Source organism: Desulfosporosinus acididurans (assembly GCF_001029285.1).
Lineage (GTDB): Bacteria > Bacillota > Desulfitobacteriia > Desulfitobacteriales > Desulfitobacteriaceae > Desulfosporosinus > Desulfosporosinus acididurans.
Genome location: NZ_LDZY01000007.1, coordinates 25,826 through 42,927 on the forward strand (window position 1 = coordinate 25,826; position 17,102 = coordinate 42,927).

A 17,102-nucleotide genomic window follows, 5' to 3' on the forward strand; every position below is an offset into this window, starting at 1 on the left:
GAACTTATTCGCCGGTTGATGACTGCATAACGAATTCTGGATAAGCTAACATGCCCATTTCTGGAATATCCAATCCAGCTAATTCGTCTTCCGGTTTCACACGCATACCGAGAGTTGCATTGAGAATCTTAAAGAAGATATAAGACAAGCCAATACTCCAAACCAGAACTACTGCGGCGTCGATTAATTGGGCGCCAAACTGTCCGACATTTCCATAAAGCAGGCCGGTTACTCCTCCGGCAACGCCGTTGAGTCCATCGCCGTAAGTACCGTCGGCAAAGATCCCGACACTGATGACGCCCCAGATGCCATTTACCATATGAACGGAGATAGCTCCCACGGGGTCATCGATCTTCAATTTGCGATCGATAAAGAGTACACTGGCTACTACAAGGGCTCCGGCTATTGCTCCAATAATAACTGCGGAATTGACTGAGACGAAGCCGGAGGGGGCAGTAATAGCAACTAAACCTGCTAAAGTACCGTTACACATCATAGAGGGATCTGGTTTCTTATATTTAATCCACATAATCATCATGGCAACAAAACCGCCCACAGCACCTGCTAACATGGTATTAACAGCAACAACGGAAATACGTAAGTCTGTACCGGCTAAGGTGCTTCCGGGATTAAAGCCAAACCATCCGAAGAACAAGATGATTGTACCCAGAATTGCCATAGGGATATCATGACCGGGGATGACGTTAACTTTTCCGTTAACATATTTTCCAATACGTGGTCCTAAAACTAAAGCAGCAGCTAAGGCGCACCCTCCTCCGATACTGTGAACAACACCGGAACCTGCAAAGTCAACGACCCCATGCCCCAGGCCCCATTTAGAACCAATTTGGGAAAGCCAGCCGCCGCCCCAAACCCAGTTGCCATAAATGGGATAAAGAATCATAGAAATGAAGAAGCTGCCAATGACAACTGCGGAGAACTTGATACGCTCCGCCTGTGCTCCTGTTGGTATAGTCACTGCGGTATCCATAAATACCATTTGGAACAGGAAGAGAATAAATACTCCCACGTCATAAGTTCCTCCAGAAGTTAGAAAAAAGCCTGTATGACCGAACAATCCCCAACCGTTGACAGCAAATTCCCCGGTAAGTGGAGGCGTTCCGCCTAAGGCACCCACTGCGCCAACTCCGCCAAACATCAAACCGAATCCTACAAGATAATAACCGATAGCTCCCACCAAGAAGACCATTAAATTCATAGCCATGGTATGAGCGGCATTTTTAGCACGGGTAAAACCGGCTTCAACTAAGGCAAATCCTGCTTGCATGAAGAAAACCATAAAACCCGTAAGTAAGGTCCAAACAAAATTGATTCCAATTTTGTTTTTACCAACTTGAGCGGCGACTTCCGATAATGTTGGATCTCCAGCTTTAGCAGCGGCGATATCGGCGATTCCTCCGGTGTTTGCTCCTGAGGGATCACCACCGGCCGCTAAGGCTACTGTAGCAATCATGAGAATCAAAAATACGGTTAACAACGTGATCTTAATCAATTTTGATCTTTTCATTTTTCCCTGCCCCTTTCATTAATAATAGACAATATAGACGTTTTTTAGGATGTTTCAATTTCCACGTATTAATAAAGAAATAATGGCTAACGATGAGTTTATAAAGCTGTTAGGATTGACTTCTAAGTCTTAAATAGGTCCTGCGCAAATGAAAACCTTTGTAGATACCGAATAAAAGAACCAACATTCCTAAAAACGATGATGGCAATGGCCGGTTAAAAGCACTTAAATAGAAGTTCGGGATTATCAACAGCCAGGATAAACCAGAAAGTATAATAAAAATGTCTGCACCTATCAGGACCTTGAGTATTTTCATGGAATCACCTCCTTAAAATAAAAGAGACGCTCGGACATCATTGCCCAAGCGTCTTTGCTTGAAATAAATAAGGCGCTCTCGAAATTCATTCGAGAGCGCCTTTGCTCATTACGGTTATTATACGGAGTAATAGTTGTGAAGTCTAGATACTTTCGGAAAAAACATTGTATACATTTTGAGAGTACGAATAACAAACTGGTAAATACTTGATGAGATTTTGAAATGGAAGATTGGAGGTGAATTGTTTAAAAAATGTGTATTGACAAAAATCTTGAGAATTATTATTATGGGTTATGTAAACCGGTTTACAAAACTGATTTCTATAACTTCTTCAAAACATTAGATTGAAATTGAAGGAGGTGGGACTGAGATTAAGCAAACAAAAACGACCATTGATGAAGTTGCAAGTAAAGCGGGAGTTTCCAAAACAACGATTTCCCGCTACTTGAATGGTCATTATGAATTCATGTCTGAGGAAACACGAAAACGTATTGAAGAAGTTGTTGAAACCTTAGGCTATCGGCCAAATAATCTGGCTAGAGGTTTAAAATCTAACAAGAGTGGATTAATTGGCGCCATAATATCAGATATCACCAATCCTTTTTTCGCAATAGTACTTAAAGGGATCGGCGATTATTGTCAAGAAAAGGGTTATCAAATAATTATTGCCAACACCGACAATGAGCCTGAGCTCGAAAAAAAATACATTCAATCCCTGATTGACAATCGAATTGAAGGCTTAATCGTTAACAGTACAGGTCAAAATATTGATTATTTGCTTTCTCTTCAAGAACAAGGCTTACCTATTGTTTTAACAGACCGTGCCCTTCCAGAATTGAAGTTTGATACTGTAACAAGTAACAATTTTGCGATGACAACGCAGACGGTTCAATATCTTTTCGATGTTGGCTTCCAGCGAGTGGCCTTCTTTACCGAGGAAACCAATTGGAGCAGTTCGCGTCATATCCGGCAGAATGCATTTTTGCACGCTTACCAATTGTCCCAGAATATTGAGGCTCATGACCTTGTCTATGTCATAGATAACAGCAATCCCAAATCCATTGAGGATGCTCTGCAACGCTTTCGTATGGCAGGTGAAACAAAAAAACAGGCAGTAATGGCTGTCAATGGCGTAACCTTGCTCAATCTTCTCCAAGAAATTCGCAAATTAAATTTAGCTATGCCAGACGATTTAGGAGTTTGCGGTTATGATGATATGGGTTGGGCAACACTAATTCCTCCCGGGATAACTGCGATTTCTCAGCCTTCTTACATGATTGGAGTTGAGAGCGCTAAAATGCTGATCAATCGAATCATAGGGAAACGACGTAAGGCAAAGCCGAAATTGCTGGAATTACCTTCGGAATTGATTGTGCGCGGTTCCACAAGTTTGTAACAGGTAAGATAAATCTTTTCCACATCAACGTGGAAAAATTTTTTACCACTTTAGTAAACCGGTTTACAAAACCGTTACCTAAACTTTAATTAATTTTAAATTTTTGGGGAATATAAAGAAAAGAGTTTTGGGAGGAAAAAATAGTGAAAATGAAAAAAGCTAAACGATTGGCAATTGTTGGATTGACGATTGCAGCTATGTTAACTCTTACGGCCTGTGGCACCTCGACCGGTCAAAGTACCGGCAGTGCTGGAAGTGCTTCAAGCGGCGCTCATATTACCTTGCGTTTAGCGGATGACCAGCCCACGAATTATCCGACAGTTGCTGGGGATCAAAAGTTTGCTGATCTTGTTAAGCAACGCAGTAATGGTCGGATTACGGTTACAGTTTATCCCAATGCCCAGTTAGGTGACGAGGCTACTGTAGCTGAGCAAGTTCAACTTGGAGCTATCGATTTTGCTCGGATTAATGCTTCACCTTTGGCCAGTTTTGATAAACAGCTTAATGTTTTAAATTTACCCTATCTCTTTAACTCCAGTCAGCAAATGTGGGACGTCCTGAATGGACCCATTGGAGACCAAATCCTTTCGACGTTATCTACGGCCAAAATGGTCGGTTTAACCTATTATGACTCTGGAGCCAGAAGCTTCTATAATTCCAAACATGCGGTGGTTCATCCCAGTGATTTAAAAGGAATGAAGATTCGCGTTCAGCAATCACCGATGTATATTGACCTGGTGAAGGCCCTGGGTGCTTCCCCTACCCCGATGGCCTATGGCGATGTTTATGGTGCTCTGCAAACAGGTGTTATCGACGGGGCAGAGAACAACTGGCCTAGTTATTACTCCACAAACCATTATCAAGTAGCCAAATATTTTACTGAAGACGATCATACCCGGACTCCGGAAATCCTCTTAGCCAGCCAAACCTCTTGGAATAAGCTTTCAGCTGCTGACCAAAAGTTAATTATGCAAGCTGCTAAGGATTCTCAAGCCGCAGAACGTACTTCCTGGACTCAATTAGAAAACAAAGCTAAACAAGAAGTTACTGCTCATGGCAATGTTATCAGCCAAGTCGATGTTGCAGAATGGCAAAAAGCAGTTCAACCTTTATATGACAAATACGGTTCTGAATTCAAAGATATCATCGCCAAAATTCGAGCTACAAAATAAAAGGTTTTGGATGGCCAGATTGACTGGCCATCCCCTTCCACAGTTTTATATGAAAGGAGTCAGTCATGTCATCCATTAAAAGAACTTTAAAAACTTTCGTCGGCGTATTTGACAATGTCGTCGAGTCTATTGGCTCCTATATGATGGCCGTAATGGTTATTATAGTTTTCTGTCAGGTGTTTAGCCGTTATGTTTTACGTAATACACCAGCATGGTCTGAAGAAGTAGCGCTTTTGTTTATGACAGCGTATGGTTTCCTCAGCATTGCCACTGGTATTGGCCGGAAAGTTCACTTGAGTATCACTGTTCTCTATGACCATTTTCCGTCTCCTGTTCAAAAAGCTTTGAATATATTATCTGATGTATTAAGTGTCCTCTTTGGCCTGTTTCTGATGATCGAAGGCTACAAATTTACGGTTCTAACCTGGAGTTCACAGCTTCCCGCCACAGGACTGCCTAATGGAGTTCAATATATGGTGATTCCCTTTACTGGTCTCGTTATTGTAGTTGATCGGCTCTTAGGTCCTTTCTTGGATGAAGGAGGCAAAGTATGAGTACAGGTATAGCTATTGCATTATTAATAGGGACTTTTTTAATCTTAAGCTTTTTGCATGTTCCGGTAGCTCTCAGTCTTGCGGTTTCTTCAGTCTTAACGGGCATATATCTAGGTGTTCCCCTGGAAGTTGTGGGTCAGCGTATGTTGACCGGGCTCAATTCAACCTCTATGATGGCCATTCCCTTGTTTATTTTCGCGGGTGAAATTATGGGGGAGGGCGGCATTTCGGAAAGGCTCATTAAACTTTCCAATCTTTTAGTCGGTCGTTTCAGAGGCGGTTTAGCTATAGTGAACGTTCTCTCAACTATGTTTTTTGGAGGAATTACAGGTTCAGCCGTAGCTGATGCTTCATCTATTGGCAGTATTATGATCCCCATGATGAGGATGCGCGGTTATGATGATGATTACGCTGTCAGTGTAACTTGCACTGGTGCTATACAGGGAGTTTTGCTCCCGCCAAGTCATAATATGATTTTATATTCTTTAGTCGCCGGTGGAGTATCCATTGCCGGATTATTTGCGGCAGGATTAATTCCGGGAATTGCCTTGGGTTTGTCTCTGATGGTTACCAGTTATGTCATTGCAGTGCGTCGCAATTATCCACGAGGGGATGTCATTCCCAAGAATCAACGCTTGCGTGTTATTGCCGAAGGACTGTTAAGTCTGTCCACAGCAGGAATTATCATGTTAGGAGTTTTGGGCGGTGTTTTTACCGCTAATGAATCCGCAGCAATCGCGGTAGTTTATGCTTTGATTATCGTTACCTTTGTCTTTCGGGAAGTTGGACCTAAAGGTGTTCATAATATTTTAGTCAAGACCTTCCGCAAACTTTCCGTTGTACTGTTTTTGATTTCCGCATCTTCTGCTTTTTCCTGGTTTCTTTCCTATCTTCATATTCCGGATGCAGTCATGAGTTTTATCACTGGGTTATCCAGTAACCCTCATGTGGTTATTCTATTGATCGATCTTATCTTGCTTGCTTTTGCCTTAATTATGGATATGGCACCGTTAATTTTGGTAGCTACCCCAATTCTTCTTCCCATTGCTACAAAGGTTGGCGTCGATCCAATTCAATTTGGCGTTATGATGATGTTAGCTTTAGGAATGGGTCTTTTGCTGCCGCCAATCGGAGCTGCCATTTATGTCGGCTGTTCCATGGGCAATTTGAAACTTGAACAGGCCTTTAAAGCCATGTTGCCCTTTTTGGCAGTTATGTTTTGTATGTTAATGTTATTATCCTATGTGCCAGCAATTTCTTTAACGTTACCCAAAATTTTAGTTCACTAAAGAGGAAACTTTGAATGCTTGTTGGGTGGCCATTTTAAAAATGGTCACCCGATTACTTATAACGCAGTTTTGGAAAAATTATAAAAATTAATACTGGTGGTGAAATAATTTGAGCAAAATAACTGAAGTTGGCTTAGTGGGTTATGGAATGGCAGGACAGGCTTTTCATGCCCCGATTATTTCTTCTGTCAACGGTTTAAATTTAAAAACGGTGGTCGAGCGTCGTGAACAAAAAGCTAAGGATCGTTATCCATGGGTTTCTTCTGTAAAGAGTGTTGAGGAACTTTTGGCTGATCCTGAGATTGAACTTGTCGTCATCGCTACCCCAAATGCAACCCACTTTGATTATGCCCGACTGGCCTTGGAAGCAGGAAAACATGTCGTTGTAGACAAACCCTTTACGGCAACGTCTGCTGAAGCTAAGACTTTGATTAAGCTGGCTCAGGAGAAAAACTGTCTGCTTAGTGTTTTTCAAAATCGACGCTGGGACGGCGATTTTCAAACAGTACGTCAGGTAATAGAGCAAGGGCTGCTGGGGCGGGTCGTCGAAGTTGAAGTTCATTATGACCGCTATATTAACTATTTGCGGCCTCACACCTGGAAAGAGGAAGAGAACCCCGGTGCCGGTATCGTTTTTGATTTAGGTTCGCATCTCATTGACCAGGCCCAAGTTCTTTTTGGCTTACCAAAGTCTGTAACCGCGGATATTCGGCGTCAAAGAGAGGATAGCCAAATTGATGATGCTTTCGAGTTAATCTTGAATTTCGAGAAGGGAATTAAGGTTACCTTAAAAGCCGGTATGTTAGTAAGAGAAAAAGGACCCCATTTTATTGTCCACGGCACAAAGGGTTCATTTGTAAAATACGGTTTAGATCCACAAGAAGCGGCCCTGAAATTAGGACTGATGCCTAATGATGATCCTTTGTGGGGACAAGAGCCGACAGAGGATTGGGGTGTGTTAAATACGGAGGTCAATGGTTTGCATTATATAGGCAAGGTAGAAACCATCAGGGGTGATTATCGAGCTTATTATGAAAACATCTCCGCTGCGCTCAGCCAAGGAATTAAGTTAGCAGTCAAACCCGAAGAGGCCTTGAATACTATTCGCATCATTGAGTTAGCTTTAGAAAGTCAAAAACAACAGCGTACTTTAACCTATTCTGCTGAGTGAAAATGATTAGTATAAATTCAGTGGGCATATTAAACAGTAGTAATATGAATATGAAGCAGAAAGCACAAATTTACAAAAGGAAGATGGTAACAATGACAACTTTCATGGATGAGAATTTCCTTTTATCAACTGAAACAGCCATCGATTTATATCACAATTATGCCAAAACTATGCCGATCATTGATTACCATTGTCATATCAGTCCTAAGGAAATTTTCGACAACAAACAGTTTAAGAACATAACTGATGCTTGGCTCTATGGAGACCACTATAAATGGCGTGCCATGCGAAGTGTTGGCGTTGATGAAAAATTTATTACCGGGGATTCCAGTGACTACGAAAAGTTTTTGGCCTGGGCCCAAACCATGCCGAAGCTGTTGGGGAATCCTCTTTATCATTGGACCCATCTGGAATTGCAGCGCTATTTTCAAGTCTATGAAGTTTTAAACGAAAAGACTGCACCGGCGATTTGGGAAAAGGTAAATTCCTTGCTGGCAGGGGAAGGCTTTAGGGTTAGAGATATCATCAAGAAGTCCAATGTTAAGGTGATTTGTACCACGGATGATCCGACAGATTCCCTGGAATATCATCTCAAACTCAAAGATTGTGCCGATTTTGAGGTTAAAGTTTATCCGGCCTTTCGGCCTGATAAGGCTCTTGGCATCGACAAGGAAGGTTTTAAAGATTGGGTGGATAAGTTAGCCCAGGTATCTAAGGTAAATATCGAAAACTACTCTGATTTTCTTGCGGCCTTAAAAAAACGCTTGGATTTCTTTCATACTGTCGGCGGAAGAGTTGCGGATCATGCTTTAGATTATGTTCCCTTCCAAGAGACCTCTGAAGCAGAAGCCAGTGGAATATTTGCCAAAACGCTCCAGGGCCAAAGAATTAGTTTTGAGGAGGAACAAAAATTCAGAACTCACACCTTGCAATTCTTAGGTCAAAAGTACACGGAACTCGGCTGGACCATGCAGCTTCATATTAATGCCCATCGCAATAATAACTCCCGCATGCTTAAGCTGTTGGGGCCTGACACAGGTTTTGATTCTGTCAATGACAGTAAAGCTGCTTATCCTCTTTCCCGACTGTTAGACTCCTTAGAGACCCAAAATGCTCTGCCTAAGACTATACTCTACAGCTTAAATCCTAATGATTTCTATGTTCTAGCTACCTTGATGGGATGTTTCCAAGGCAGTGGTATTGCCGGAAAGATACAGTTGGGAGCAGCTTGGTGGTTTATTGATCACAAAGAGGGTATGCTGGAACAAATGAAAACCTTGGCCAATTTAGGGGCCCTGGGTACCTTTGTTGGTATGCTGACAGATTCACGCAGTTTCCTTTCCTATACGAGACATGAGTATTTCCGAAGAATACTTTGCCAAATGCTGGGGGTATGGGCTGAAAACGGTGAAGTCCCTAAGGATCGAGAACTTCTCGGTAACTATGTTGAAAATATCAGCTTTAAAAATGCTAAAGCGTACTTTGGAATGGAATTTTAGGTAAGGAATAATTGAGGTGCGGAAATATGAAGAGAATAAAAATGATTGAAAAAATCCTTGAAGCCGGGGTTATCGCTGTAATACGTGCGGAATCCAAAGAGAAAGCTATTCAAATTGTCGAGGCTGTCCAAAAAGGCGGTATTAGGGGTATAGAATTAACGATGACTGTTCCAGGTGCAGTAGATATCATTAAAGAGCTATGTAAAGCGAATACAGACCATGAGCTGATTATCGGAGCTGGAACGGTCTTAGATACGGAAACGGCTGCAGCTTGTATAAGGGCGGGCGCGGATTTTATTGTAAGTCCCAGCCTGAATCCAGAGGTGCTTAAACTCTGCAACCGCTACCGAGTGGCTGTTATGCCTGGAGTGGTTACGGTTAGAGACGCCGTTGAAGCTTTAGAATACGGTGCGGAAATTATCAAGGTCTTTCCGGCCAGCTTATTTGGGCCGGGAATTCTCAGCGCTCTCAAGGGACCTCTTCCACAAGCTAATTTTATGCCAACCGGCGGAGTCACTTTGGACAATATTAAGGATTGGGTTAAGGCTGGTGCAGTAGCTGTTGGTATAGGCAGCGAATTGACTAAGGGAGCTAAAACAGGAGATTATGAACTTGTTGAAAAAACGGCGGCCCAGTTTGTTGGGCAGTTTCAAAAGGCTATAGCCGAGGTGAGGAAATAGCCATGGACGTCGTCAGTTTTGGAGAATCTTTGGTAGTTTTTAATCCGGATACACCTGGGCCTCTAAGGCAGGTGAATGGTTTTCGCAAATCCTTAGGCGGAGCGGAGTCAAATGTCCTTATCGCCCTTGCCAGATTAGGCCATAAGGTAGGTTGGTTTTCCAAGCTTGGTGACGATGAATTTGGACGCTATATTTTAAATTCCATACGAGCAGAAGGGGTCGACACCTCCCAGGTTAAAATGCTTAGACAGGAAAGTACAGGCTTATTATTTAAGGAAAATTATCAAAGCGCTAATCCCAATGTCATTTATTACCGTAAAAACTCAGCTGCCAGTACCCTTAGTGTTGATGATATTAATGAAGACTATCTAAAACAAGCGAAAATACTTCATTTTACGGGAATTACTCCGGCTCTTTCCTCAAGTGCCTGCGAAGCTGTTTTTAAAGCCGTTGAAATAGCTAAAACTAATGGAGTTTTAGTATCTTTTGACCCAAATCTGCGCCTCAAGCTTTGGAGTCTTGATGAAGCAAGAAGTACAATTTTAGAACTCGCTCATTATGCGGACATTATTATGCCAGGTATTGATGAAGCTGAGCTTCTGCTTGGCATAAAGGATGTGGAAGCTATAGCTGACTATTTTACTGCCCAAGGCAGTAAAATAGTCGCAATCAAGCTCGGGAGTGAAGGGTGCTATCTGCGCCAGGAATCTGAATCACGATATGTCCCTGGTTTTAAAGTAGAGAAAGTGATTGATACTGTCGGAGCCGGTGATGGGTTTGCTGCTGGTCTCTTAGCAGGAATTTTACGAAAGGAAAGCTTGGAGGAAAGCGGCAAATATGCCAATGGAATAGGGGCCATGGCTACGTTAGCGCAGGGTGATTCCGATGGCTACCCCTATTTTGAACAATTATTAGAGTTCATGGGTCGTAAACAACGTATTGAACGATAGCTATAAAGACAAGTAATGGAGGTCTTGGACATGAAATTAAGCAAAGAGAGTTTTCCTGAGTATAAAAAGCATCCGGAAAGAGTTCTTCAGTTCGGAGAAGGGAACTTTTTAAGGGCTTTTGTTGACTGGCAAATCGATATCATGAATAAATCTGTAGGTTTTGACGGCAGTGTTATTGTGGTTCAGCCGATTGAACAGGGGCTTGTTGACAAGTTAAACGACCAGGATGGTTTGTATACTCTCTACCTGCAAGGCATTAAAGAGGGAAAAGCCGTCAAAGAACATTCTGTGATTAATAGTATAAACCGGGGTATCAATCCCTACACTCAGTACGATGAGTATTTGCGAGCAGCTGAAACTCCAGAATTACGCTTTATCATTTCCAATACGACAGAATCGGGAATTGCTTTTGCGGAAAACGATCAATTGGCTGACGCTCCTCAGAAAAGTTATCCTGGGAAGTTAACCGCCTTTTTATATCACAGGTTTAGGACCTTTGGCGGTGACAAGGATAAAGGGTTGATTATTATACCATGTGAACTGATTGACCGAAATGGTGAAAAACTTAAAGAAATCGTCCTCAAGTATGTTGAATTCTGGAAGCTTGGGGAAGAGTTTAAAACCTGGCTGGAAAATTCTAATACCTTTTGCTGTTCTCTCGTCGATCGAATTGTCACTGGGTACCCAAGGGATACGATTAAGGAGATTACAGAAGAACTGGGTTATGAGGATAATTTAGTTGTAGTCGGTGAGCAATTCCATCTCTGGGTTATTGAAGGCCCAGAGTGGGTAAAGAAGGAATTCCCGACGGAAGAGGCAGGACTTAACGTTAAGTTTGTCAGTGACATGACTCCTTATAGAACGAGAAAGGTAAGAATTTTAAACGGAGCCCACACTTCCTTGGTTCCGGTAGCTTATCTTTATGGCCTTGATACCGTCGGGCAATCTGTTGAAGACCCAATCATTGGTCAATTTATCAAAGATGTTATTTATGAAGAAATTATTCCGACCTTGGATCTGCCTCAAGAAGAGTTAAAGTATTTTGCAGGTGCTGTTCTGGAGAGATTTGCTAATCCTTTTGTCCAACACTATTTACTCAGCATTGCTTTAAACTCAATGTCTAAATTTGAAACCAGGGTACTGCCGACACTTTTAGAATATGTCAGGAGAAATCAGCAGCTGCCTGGAAAAATTGTCTTTTCCCTGGCCGCTTTAATAGAATTCTATAAGGGCAAACGAGGGGACGAAGCAATTAAACTAGCTGATGATGCGGATATCCTGGGGCTGTATCAAGAAGCCTGGCAGAAGTGTGATGGTTCTGAGGCAGCTCTGAGTGAGCTGGTCCGCACGATCCTTGGTTACCAAAAGAACTGGAAGATGGACTTGAATGAAGTAGCGGGGCTTACTGAAGCAGTTACCAAGGACTTGACAGCTATTGAAAAACTGGGCATGTCCGAAGCCCTAAAAAACTTACTATAAGAGTGATTGATTATGAAAAAGGATTTACTGAAAATTCATCAAGCCGATAATGTCGCTATTGCCTTGCGAAAATTGAATACAGGTGACGTTGTTGATCTGGACGGCCAAGCAATCCCTATTCAGGAAGAGATTAACCGGGGGCACAAAGTTGCTGTTCAAGATATTAAACAAGGCGAAAACGTCCTGAAATATGGTTTTCCCATTGGCCATGCCTTACAAGATATTTCTGCGGGTGATCATGTTCATACCCATAATCTTAAAACCAATCTAGAAGGTATTAGTGAGTATTCCTATGAGCCGCAAGATTTCCAGCTGAAAGACTTTCAGCGTAATTTGAACTTCCTTGGCTATCGTCGGGAGGATGGCCGGGTAGGAATAAGAAATGAGCTTTGGATCGTTCCCACGGTGGGCTGTGTCAATGGAACGGCAGAACAGATTATTGAGCGTTTTAAAGAAGAAGTGAAGAATACTGCCATCGACAATATTATGGTTCTCAAGCATAACTATGGTTGTTCTCAGCTGGGTGATGATCACCTCAATACACGGACAATCCTGGGCGACGTGGTGAAGCATCCCAATGCCGGAGGGGTTTTGATTTTAGGCTTAGGCTGTGAAAATAACACCATGACCGAATTTATAAAGTCCTTGGGGGATTATAATCAACAGAGAATTAAGTATTTGGTTTCTCAGGAAGTGTCGGATGAAGTGGCCGAAGGGGTCAACATTCTGAAACGACTTTATGAGCAGATGGTTAAGGATCAGCGGGAGGAGATACCCCTTTCTGAACTTAAGGTTGGGCTGAAATGCGGAGCTTCCGATGGATTTTCCGGGATAACGGCTAATCCTTTGCTGGGGAAATTCACGGATTTTTTGGTAGCTCAGGGGGGAACAGCCGTCCTCACTGAAGTTCCTGAAATGTTTGGAGCGGAGACGTTGCTCATGGCGAGGGCCAAGGATAAAGAAGTTTTTGCTAAAACGGTGGATTTAATCAATAATTTTAAAGAGTATTTTATTGAATATAAGCAGCCGGTCTATGAAAATCCTTCGCCGGGCAATAAAGCAGGAGGAATTACTACCCTGGAAGACAAGTCACTGGGCTGCACCCAGAAAGCAGGATCCGCCACTGTTATGGATGTTCTTAAATATGGCGATACTTTGCAAACCAAGGGATTGAATCTCCTCAGTGCACCAGGCAACGATTTAGTAGCTTCCTCAGCTTTGGCGGCAGCAGGCTGTCAGCTGGTTCTCTTTACCACAGGACGAGGAACTCCTTTTGGCAGCTTTGTTCCGACGATGAAAATATCTTCCAATAGCCAGATTTATGAGCTTAAGCCCCATTGGATCGATTTTAATGCCGGAAGCCTGATCGAAGATGTCACATTGGATAATTTGCTTGAGGATTTCATTAATTATATCCTTGCAGTCGCCAGTGGACGCTGGGTTAATAACGAAAACAATCAATTTCGGGAGTTAGCTATTTTCAAAAAAGGTGTCACTTTGTAAATATATTATGATAACAATGGTTATCCGAGAAATGGACATTTCGCCGTTGGCCAGAGGCAGCATGGTGTATTATGCTGCTAAGACTTAAGGTTGTTTTGGGCCAAGAATAAGCAAAGGCGCGCTCGTATAGTACGGGCGCGCCGAATTTTGTCGGACAATAAAACTAATTTTATCGGATATATATCGGGTGTTACTAAGTTATGCTGCCATTGTTGCATCGACTTAACTCAAATCAAAAAGTTCTTTAAGTTCCTCTTCCGATAATTTGGAAAGGAACGTTTCCCCCGGTTGAATCACTGAATCTACGAGAGCCTTTTTTTTAGCTTGTAAAGCACTGATTTTCTCTTCAACAGTGCCTTGGGTAATAAGCCGAATGACCTGAACAGAGTTTTTTTGGCCGATTCGGTGAGCTCGGTCTGTGGCTTGATCTTCCACTGCGGGGTTCCACCAGGGATCATAATGAATAACCATGTCGGCACCAATTAAATTAAGGCCTGTCCCTCCAGCCTTGAGGGAAATTAAAAAGACCTGGCCGGTTCCTGCATTGAAGGAGTTGGCCATTTTTAGGCGTTCGGCAGCTTTGGTTGCTCCTGAAAGATAGAAATGCTCAATGTTCTGTGAGTTTAAAAACTTTTGGATAAGATTCAGCATGGTTGTAAATTGGGAGAAAAGAAGGATGCGGTGACCGCTGCCCAAGGCATCTGTGAGGATTTCTTGCAAGAGCAGCATTTTTCCGCTTTCACCAGCATAATCATCGAGGAATGTGGCGGGGTGGCCGCAAATCTGCCGAAGTCTGGTAAGGGCTGCGAGAATCTTAATGTGACTTTTATTAAAGCCTACAGCGGCCAGTTCTTGCGCTATCTGACCTTTTGCTTCTTGTAAATAGGCGAGGTATAGTTTTTTCTGTTCCTCTGTTAAAGACGCATAAAGCTGTGTTTCAATTTTATCCGGCAGTTCTTTAAGAACATCTTTTTTCAGGCGGCGTAAGATGAATGGATTTACATGGCGGCTTAGCTCGGTAAGAGGCGTGTCTTCCCCTTTGGCAATGGGTATTTCGAACTTTTGGCGGAATTCTGGGTAGGTGAGGAGATAGCCGGGCATGATGAAATTGAAAAGAGACCATAGCTCAGAAAGAGAATTTTCGATCGGCGTTCCTGTTAAGGCAAAATATCCTTTGGCTTGAATTTGTTGAACGGATTTAGCATTCAGGGTTTGTGAGTTTTTGATATGCTGGGCTTCATCAAGAAAGCAATAAGAAAACATAACATCCTTTAAATTGTCAATTTCGCGGCGAATGATAGGATAGGAGATAACAACAAGATCCCACTGGCCGATACGTTCTATTTGAGCCTGCCTTTCCTGTGGTGTTCCATCGATGACAAGAATTTTTAAAGAGGGGGTAAACTTTTGAGCTTCTGTCTGCCAGTTATAAATCAGTGAGGTCGGGGCTATAACCAGGGCAGGATCTGGTGAAGCCTCTTTTTCGGATAAAATGAATGAAAGAATTTGGAGAGTCTTGCCCAGGCCCATGTCATCGGCCAGAATACCGCCTAAACCGCAGGCAGCTAAAGTCTTTAACCATTGAAACCCAGTTTTTTGGTAATCTCTCAAAACATGACTCACGGCTGCGGGAATTTCATAGTCGCCATCCTGTGGCTCAAGAACGCTTTGCACGAGTTGTTTAAAAGCCTTGTTGCGCTGCATTCCGGGGAGATTAGCCTGACGAAGAAAACTGTCAATATACATGGCACGGTATTTGGGAATATTAATAAGTTTTTGATCCAGATCTTTGACATTGAGATTTAAATTATCAAAGAGCTGAGCTACTGAAGTTAACTCAGGTTGGTTTAAATCAAGAAAGGAACCATCGCGAAGGCGATGGTATTTTTTCTTTAAATGAAGGGAATGAAATAAATCTGTCAATTCGCTGGGATCAATATCGTTGTATTGAAAGGATATTTCAAGGATGTCTGAGGTTTCATTGAAACGAACTTGGCCGAAAAAGGCCGGAGCGGAACGAATTTTGAGTTTGAATTGATCGGAATAGTATATCTCGGCCAGATTCTGAAGCAGAGGGAGTCCTTTGGCTATGAATTGAAAGATTTTATCGTCGTCATCAAGGTAAATGCGTCCTTTGGAAACGATAAATTCGGCCTGCTCCAGAATACTAAGGATTGTCCGCTCTTGGGTGATGGAGCGAATGAGGATGGTTTCATCGGCAGAGTTATTGATAATGTCTCGAGTTGAGGTAAAAGGGTTTATGGCAACATTTCCGTAATGAAATTCTAAGCGGGCTGTAATGCCCAGATCTTCAGAGCGATCAAAGAATAGTTTGGCTTCTAACGCATCTTGACTGAATTTATCTTCTAAGATGGGGTCTATAGAGACCGTTCCTATTTTTTCAATCATGGGCAAGGATTCAGAGACAAACGTTTCTTTCTGAGCTGCCGGAATAACAATGTCTGTCACAGCATTCCTGTCAAGGCTGCTTATAAGGGATGGGAGCAGGTCTCTTTGAGCTGTAGTTGCCTGATAAATCGTTTGTCGGTACAAATAATAGCTGCCGTCAGCAGTTAATTGCAGAGGGATATCAGCGGACTCCAGGGTCAAGGAGAGGTCTTGATCTAGGGAATTCAAAGAAAATTCCAAGGACAGACCGTCTCTGACAATCCGCATTCTTTGCGGGCTCAAACTATTAACTTGGCAAAGAAATTCTTTATTGCCCATTGCATCTAAAAATTTCGTCAGATAATAGCCGGATAAAGGCAGGGGTCTTTGTTTAAACAAACTTGAACTATAATAGCTTCCCTGCATTTCAAGAAGAGAAGCGTGCTGTTCATACATCTTAATTAACATGGAAACCAGCGCTTGATCTTCTGGCTTAAATGTTTGACGCTGAGGCTCAAAGGTGAATTGTTTGCCAAATTCCAGAGATTGGCCTGTTTTAAGAGCAGTAAGGAATTGCTCTAAGTCTTTAATGACATAAAGGCGCTGCAGCCCAATTTTAAGCTGTAAATCAGCCGATAAGTGATAGCCGGTCATAATAGTGAGCTCTGCATTTAAGGTTAGCTCTTCTAAATGAAAGTCCCGCTGCTGATGAGAAAAGGCTTGAAGGAATTTCTCCACAGCCTGATTCTGTTTCGAGGACTTAGACCAGGACATTGTTTTTTGCAGAATAGTTTTTAGAACGGCAATGACGTGTTTACATGCGCCGTGATATTCGGCAAAGGCAGGGCAGGTACAGTAATAGGAGTGTAAGGCACCCTCTTTGGCGAAGACTAACTGGACTTCATAACGTAAATTGCCGATGACAGAAGCGCTGACAGTACCTTTCTCAGGGTCATAGTTACAATCGCGAACTCTATTGGTTAAGAAATAGGAAACTCCCTTCTTATAGACACGGTCATTATCAGCCAGTTTCATAATTTGGGGTTCTGAGATTGAAAAACGAGGCATGAATTTACTCCTTTAGCGGCAAAATGCCACTAGACTAATTTTTACAGGAATCGAGTTAAGAATATCATAAATGAGGTTAGGCGTCTAACTTGAAATTATACTGTTTTCT

Annotated in this window: 13 protein-coding genes; 10 read left to right on the top strand and 3 right to left on the bottom strand. The window is 42.5% G+C overall.

Features of this window, described 5'->3' with window-relative positions; all coding sequences use genetic code 11:
* Window positions 1-4 precede the first annotated feature (4 nt).
* Complete coding sequence (locus tag DEAC_RS10850) at window positions 5-1,528, bottom strand: ammonium transporter (protein WP_047810097.1); 1,524 nt, start codon at window positions 1,526-1,528, stop codon at window positions 5-7.
* Between the two features lie 109 nt (window positions 1,529-1,637).
* On the bottom strand, window positions 1,638-1,844 hold the full coding sequence (locus DEAC_RS10855; RefSeq protein WP_047810098.1) for a hypothetical protein: 207 nt from the start codon (window positions 1,842-1,844) through the stop codon (window positions 1,638-1,640).
* Between the two features lie 370 nt (window positions 1,845-2,214).
* Between DEAC_RS10855 and DEAC_RS10860 the strand changes: the two genes are divergently transcribed.
* From DEAC_RS10860 to DEAC_RS10905, 10 genes are all read left to right on the top strand, one after another.
* Window positions 2,215-3,240 (top strand): LacI family DNA-binding transcriptional regulator, encoded by a 1,026-nt coding sequence (locus DEAC_RS10860; RefSeq protein ID WP_047810099.1) that lies wholly within the window; start codon window positions 2,215-2,217, stop codon window positions 3,238-3,240.
* Between the two features lie 149 nt (window positions 3,241-3,389).
* Window positions 3,390-4,412, top strand: coding sequence for a TRAP transporter substrate-binding protein (locus tag DEAC_RS10865; RefSeq protein ID WP_242847147.1), 1,023 nt, complete (start codon window positions 3,390-3,392; stop codon window positions 4,410-4,412).
* A gap of 65 nt (window positions 4,413-4,477) precedes the next feature.
* On the top strand, window positions 4,478-4,966 hold the full coding sequence (locus DEAC_RS10870; protein WP_053006382.1) for a TRAP transporter small permease: 489 nt from the start codon (window positions 4,478-4,480) through the stop codon (window positions 4,964-4,966).
* Window positions 4,963-6,255 carry a TRAP transporter large permease gene (locus tag DEAC_RS10875; protein WP_047810101.1) on the top strand — a complete coding sequence of 431 codons (1,293 nt, stop codon included), beginning with the start codon at window positions 4,963-4,965 and terminating at the stop codon, window positions 6,253-6,255. Before DEAC_RS10870 ends, DEAC_RS10875 begins: the two co-directional genes overlap by 4 nt.
* Before the next feature lie 109 nt (window positions 6,256-6,364).
* Window positions 6,365-7,426, top strand: a complete 1,062-nt coding sequence (locus DEAC_RS10880) for an oxidoreductase (RefSeq protein WP_047810102.1) — start codon at window positions 6,365-6,367, stop codon at window positions 7,424-7,426.
* A gap of 92 nt (window positions 7,427-7,518) precedes the next feature.
* Window positions 7,519-8,925 carry a glucuronate isomerase gene (gene uxaC, locus DEAC_RS10885; RefSeq protein WP_047810103.1) on the top strand — a complete coding sequence of 469 codons (1,407 nt, stop codon included), beginning with the start codon at window positions 7,519-7,521 and terminating at the stop codon, window positions 8,923-8,925.
* Window positions 8,926-8,951: 26 nt separating this feature from the next.
* Entirely contained in the window at window positions 8,952-9,605 is a 654-nt protein-coding gene (locus DEAC_RS10890; protein WP_047810104.1) for a bifunctional 2-keto-4-hydroxyglutarate aldolase/2-keto-3-deoxy-6-phosphogluconate aldolase, read from the top strand.
* 2 nt (window positions 9,606-9,607) lie between these two features.
* Window positions 9,608-10,555 (top strand): sugar kinase, encoded by a 948-nt coding sequence (locus DEAC_RS10895; RefSeq protein ID WP_047810105.1) that lies wholly within the window; start codon window positions 9,608-9,610, stop codon window positions 10,553-10,555.
* Window positions 10,556-10,585: 30 nt separating this feature from the next.
* The gene (locus DEAC_RS10900; protein ID WP_047810106.1) at window positions 10,586-12,034 is read left to right on the top strand and encodes a tagaturonate reductase; all 1,449 of its coding nucleotides are present in this window, start codon (window positions 10,586-10,588) and stop codon (window positions 12,032-12,034) included.
* 12 nt (window positions 12,035-12,046) lie between these two features.
* On the top strand, window positions 12,047-13,537 hold the full coding sequence (locus DEAC_RS10905; protein WP_047810107.1) for a UxaA family hydrolase: 1,491 nt from the start codon (window positions 12,047-12,049) through the stop codon (window positions 13,535-13,537).
* 222 nt (window positions 13,538-13,759) lie between these two features.
* On the opposite strand, the gene DEAC_RS10910 is transcribed toward DEAC_RS10905, so the two are convergent.
* Window positions 13,760-16,993: a DEAD/DEAH box helicase gene (locus tag DEAC_RS10910; RefSeq protein WP_047810108.1), complete on the bottom strand. Its 3,234-nt coding sequence runs from the start codon at window positions 16,991-16,993 to the stop codon at window positions 13,760-13,762.
* Window positions 16,994-17,102 lie beyond the last annotated feature (109 nt).